This is a genomic window from Noviherbaspirillum sp. (assembly GCF_035654295.1).
Classification (GTDB): Bacteria; Pseudomonadota; Gammaproteobacteria; order Burkholderiales; family Burkholderiaceae_D; genus Noviherbaspirillum.
Window position 1 is genome coordinate 1 of record NZ_DASRXF010000115.1, and the last position, 4,740, is coordinate 4,740.

General features: G+C 65.1%; 5 protein-coding genes. All 5 read right to left on the reverse strand.

Annotation, left to right across the window (positions count from 1 at the left end):
* Positions 1-64: 64 nt before the first annotated feature.
* On the reverse strand, positions 65-832 hold the full coding sequence (locus VFF99_RS12100; protein WP_325018198.1) for a cell division protein FtsQ/DivIB: 768 nt from the start codon (positions 830-832) through the stop codon (positions 65-67).
* A 19-nt stretch (positions 833-851) separates the two neighbouring features.
* Positions 852-1,838, reverse strand: coding sequence for a D-alanine--D-alanine ligase (locus tag VFF99_RS12105; RefSeq protein ID WP_325018201.1), 987 nt, complete (start codon positions 1,836-1,838; stop codon positions 852-854).
* The gene (murC, locus tag VFF99_RS12110) at positions 1,835-3,220 is read right to left on the reverse strand and encodes a UDP-N-acetylmuramate--L-alanine ligase (RefSeq protein WP_325018203.1); all 1,386 of its coding nucleotides are present in this window, start codon (positions 3,218-3,220) and stop codon (positions 1,835-1,837) included. The genes VFF99_RS12105 and murC overlap by 4 nt, the downstream gene beginning before the upstream one ends.
* Positions 3,217-4,293, reverse strand: coding sequence for an undecaprenyldiphospho-muramoylpentapeptide beta-N-acetylglucosaminyltransferase (gene murG / locus VFF99_RS12115; RefSeq protein ID WP_325018205.1), 1,077 nt, complete (start codon positions 4,291-4,293; stop codon positions 3,217-3,219). The genes murC and murG overlap by 4 nt, the downstream gene beginning before the upstream one ends.
* The coding region (locus tag VFF99_RS12120) for an FtsW/RodA/SpoVE family cell cycle protein (protein WP_325018207.1) at positions 4,290-4,740 on the reverse strand (451 nt) is incomplete at its 5' end. The genes VFF99_RS12120 and murG, both read right to left, overlap by 4 nt.

The window sequence follows — 4,740 nt, forward strand, 5'->3', positions numbered from 1 at the left end:
CTTGGAGGTGCCGATGTCGAGGCCGACGATCAGGTTTTTCGCGTCTTTTGTCATAGATGTCCGCTTACTTTTTCTTGCCTTCGATGCCGAACTTCAGCCCCTGCGCCTTCAGCGCCATGCCGTTCGGGTACCGCATATCCACACTTTCGATCCTGTCCTGCAGCCGGTTGACCAGCTGCGGATAGATCTTCACCAGCCGCTCGACGCGTTCCTTCAGCGTCGTCTTGCTCTGTTCGCGCCCGAGCTCGACCTGCATGCCGTTGTTCAGCCGCACGCTCCAGGCGTAACGCCCCGACAGCCGTACCGAATCGGCGGCCAGGCTGAGCGGCCCGAACCATTCGTTCAGCTCGCGATAGCGCGCCACAACTTCCTTCTCGCTGCCCTCCGGGCCGGCGAATTCCGGCAGTTCGCCATCCTCTTCCGCCTCGGCCAGGTTGGCGGTGAATACGTCGCCTTTCACCGACAGCAGGCGGCCGTCGTCGCCCCAGGTGCCGAGCGGCTCGTGTTCTTCCACCGTCACGATCAGCTTGTTTGGCCATTCGCGCCGCACCGACGCCTTGCGCACCCACGGCACCGCTTCGAACGCGACGCGCACCGTGTCAAGGTTCGCGGTGAAGAAGTTGCCCTTGATGCGCGGCAGCGCCGTGGTGCGCACCGTCGAGGGATTAACGTGGCGCAGCGCCATTTCGCCGACAGGCTCGATGCGGATCGTCTTCAGCGTAAACATCGGCCGCTGCGCGACCCACCACAGGCCGGACGCGAGCAGGCCCAGCACCAGCAGGCCGAGCAAGGCGCTGGTGGTTGCGTTGAGCATTCTGACGTCGTGCCACATGGTTGTTCTTCGATTCCCTTCAGGTCGGCTGCCAATCCTTGGTCGGCTTCAGGTCCAGATCGGCCGAACGCAGGATTTCCACGCACAGGTCTTCGTAACTGACGCCGGCCGCTTTGGCCGACATCGGCACCAGCGAATGGCCGGTCATGCCCGGCGAGGTGTTGATCTCAAGCAGGAACGGCTCGTTGTCCGCCGCACGCAGCATGAAGTCCACCCGCGCCCACCCGGAACTGCCGAGCGCATTGAACGCGCGCACGGCGAGCGACTGGATGCGACGGGTCAGCTCGTCGTCCAGCGGCGCCGGGCACAGGTACTGCGTGTCGTCGCTGAAGTACTTGTGCTGGTAGTCGTAATTCCCCTGCGGTGCGCAGATCTCGACGATCGGCAGCGCGCGCGCATTGCGCCCCTTGCCGAGCACCGGCACGGTCAGCTCGCGGCCGGTGATGAATTCCTCGGCCAGCACCACGTCGTCGTACTTCGCGCAATGCGCAAAGCCGTCCTGCATTTCCGAATAGCCGATCACCTTGCTGATACCGATGGTCGAACCTTCATGCGGCGCCTTCAGCATCAGCGGCAGGCCGAGTTCGTCCGGCACCTTGCGCAGCTCTTCCGGCGTCGCGTCCTTCGAGTCGAGCGCCAAAAAGCGCGGCGTCGGCAGGCCGTGGTTGAGCCAGATGCGCTTGGTCATCACCTTGTCCATGCCGATGGACGACGCCATCACGCCGGAGCCGGTGTAGGGAATGCCGAGCTGCTCGAGCACGCCCTGCAGCGTGCCGTCTTCGCCGTAGCGCCCGTGCAGCGCGATGAAGACGCGGTCGAACTTCTCCGCGGCGAGTTCGGCCAGGCTGCGTTCTGCCGGGTCGAAGCCGTGCGCGTCGACGCCCTTGGCCTGCAATGCCTTCAGCACGCCGGCGCCGGACATCAGCGATACCTCGCGCTCGGCGGAACGGCCGCCATACAGCACGCCGACTTTTCCAAACTCTTTTTTCAGGTCCATGTTGCTCATGATGCGTCCTTCAACTTCCCAGGCACGCCGCTGATCGATCCTGCGCCCATGGTGATGACCACATCTCCATCCCTGGCCATGTCCACGATCGTTGCCGGCATGTCGGCAATGTCCTCTACGAAAATCGGCTCCACCTTGCCGATCACGCGCAGCGCATGGGCGAGCGCGCGGCCGTCGGCGGCGACGATGGGTTGTTCGCCGGCCGGGTAGACCTCGGCCAGCACCAGCGCGTCGACCGTGGACATGACTTTCACGAAGTCCTCGAACAGGTCGCGCGTGCGTGTGAAACGGTGCGGCTGGAATGCCAGCACGATGCGGCGCCCGGGATAGGCGCCGCGGGCGGCCGCCAGCGTTGCCGCCATTTCCACCGGATGGTGGCCATAGTCGTCCACCAGCGTGAACGCGCCGCCCGAGGGCAGCCGGATGTCGCCCCAGCGCGTGAAGCGGCGGCCGACGCCGTTGAATTCGCGCAGCGCCTTCTGTGTCGCCGCGTCCGATACGCCAAGCTCGCGCGCGATCGCGATCGCGGCGCAGGCGTTCTGCACGTTGTGCATGCCCGGCTGGTTCAAATGCACCGTCAGCGGCGGGTAGTCGGCCTGGATGACCGTGAATTCCATGTGGCTGTCGACTGCCCTGGCATCGACTGCGCGCACCTGCGCGCTTTCATGGAAGCCATAGGTCAGCACGGGCTTGGAAATGAACGGCATGATTTCCCGTACGTTCGGGTCATCGATGCACAGCATCGCGACGCCATAGAACGGCAGGCGCTGCGTGAATTCCACGAAGGCCTGCTTCAGCCTGGCGAAGCTGTGATCGTAGGTCTCCATGTGGTCGGCATCGATGTTGGTGATCACTTCGATGCATGGCGACAGGTTCAGGAAGGACGCATCCGATTCGTCCGCTTCGGCGACGATGAAGTCGCCCGCACCAAGCTTGGCATTCGCGCCGGCGCTGTTCAGGCGCCCGCCGATCACGAAGGTTGGATCGAGCCCGCCCTCGGCGAGCACGCTGGCCACCAGGCTGGTGGTCGTGGTCTTGCCGTGCGTGCCGGCGATCGCGATGCCCTGCTTCAGGCGCATCAGTTCGCCGAGCATGATGGCGCGCGGCACGATGGGAATGCGCTTGGCGCGCGCGGCGATCACTTCCGGGTTGTCGCCCCTGACCGCGGTCGAAGTGACGATCGCGTCCGCGTTCCGGATGTTTTCCGCCTTGTGGCCGAGCGTGATCGCCGCGCCGAGTTCGGCCAGGCGTTGCGTGGCGCCGTTGGCGGACAGGTCGGACCCGGAAATCGTGTAGCCGAGGTTGAGCAGCACTTCCGCGATGCCGCTCATGCCGGAACCGCCGATGCCCACGAAATGAATATTCTTGACTTTATGTTTCATGCTTTCCCGGCCAACTCTTCCAGTACGTTTGCGATGGCTTCGTTCGCCTGGCGCCTCCCGATGCCATGCGCTGCTTCAGCCATCGTCCTGCATTCTTCCCGTGTAAGCGTCTGCAGCAGCTGCGCCAGACGCTCCGGATTCAATTCGCCCTGCGGCAGGTGCACTGCCGCCTTCTGCTTCGCCATCCACTGCGCGTTGTCGCGCTGGTGCGAGGTGGTCGACGCCACCAGCGGCACCAGCACGCTGGCAACGCCGGCCGCGGTCAGTTCCGACACGGTGATCGCGCCGGCGCGGCAGATCACGAGGTCCGCCTCGGCGTAACGGCGCGGCATGTCGTCGATGAAGTCCACGACCTCGGCCTGCACCTGCGCATCGGCATAGGCCTTGCGCAACGCGTCGATGTGCTGCCTGCCGGACTGGTGCGTCACGACCGGGCGCTGCTCGGCCGGCATGCGCGCCAGCGCCGCCGGCAGGGTTTCATTCAGCACCTTCGCGCCGAGGCTGCCGCCGACCACCAGCAGGCGCAGCGGACCGCTGCGTGCCGGATAGCGCAGCGCCGGCGGCGCCACGTCGATGATTTCCTTGCGCACCGGATTGCCGGTCACCAGCGCCTTGCCGGCCGCGCTGCCGAAATCGGCGGGAAAGCCGAACAGCACCCGCTGCGCCACCGGCGCCAGGGTCTTGTTCGACAGCAGCAAGGCGGCGTCGGCATTGACCAGCACCAGCGGCACGCCGCGCAGGCGGGCCATCATTCCACCCGGCACCGTCACGTAGCCGCCCATGCCGAGCACCACGCTCGGCTTGCGCCGGCCGATGATGCTGAAGCAGGACGCAAAGCCGGCTGCCATCTTGAACGCGCCGCGCACGGTGTGCATCAGCCCCTTGCCGCGCAGGCCGGCGAAGTCGATCGCATCCATCTCGATCTTGTGTTTCGGCACCAGTTCGCGCTCCATGCCGTGCTGCGTGCCCAGCCACGACACCTGCCAGCCGCGCGCCTGCATCGTCTGTGCAATTGCCAGGCCCGGGAAAATATGGCCGCCGGTGCCGGCCGCCATGATCAGGAGGCGTTTCATATGCGGCCTCCGCGCATCAGGACCCGATTTTCATAATCGATCCGCAACAGGATCGCGAGACCGACGCAATTAATCAGCACGCCCGATCCGCCATAGCTCATCAGCGGCAGCGTCAGGCCTTTGGTCGGCAGCAGGCCGAGGTTCACGCCCATATTGATGAAGGCCTGCACGCCGATCCAGATGCCGATGCCCTTTGCTGCGAGGCCGGCGAAGGTGAGGTCCATCGCGATTGCCTGGCGTCCGATCTCGAACGCACGTTTGACGATCCAGTAAAACAGTGCGACCACCACGAACACGCCGACAAAGCCGAGCTCCTCGCCGATCACCGCCAGCAGGAAATCGGTGTGCGCTTCCGGCAGGTAGTGCAGCTTCTCGACGCTGCCGCCGAGGCCGACCCCGAACAGCTCGCCGCGTCCGAACGCAATCAGAGAATGCGACAGCTGGTAG

Bases quoted from the DNA above. Each gene is read 5' to 3' on its own strand.
- murG (WP_325018205.1), bottom strand. From the start codon at position 4,293: ATGAAACGCCTCCTGATCATGGCGGCCGGCACCGGCGGCCATATTTTC.
- VFF99_RS12105 (WP_325018201.1), bottom strand. From the start codon at position 1,838: ATGAGCAACATGGACCTGAAAAAAGAGTTTGGAAAAGTCGGCGTGCTG.
- VFF99_RS12100 (WP_325018198.1), bottom strand. From the start codon at position 832: ATGTGGCACGACGTCAGAATGCTCAACGCAACCACCAGCGCCTTGCTC.
- murC (WP_325018203.1), bottom strand. From the start codon at position 3,220: ATGAAACATAAAGTCAAGAATATTCATTTCGTGGGCATCGGCGGTTCC.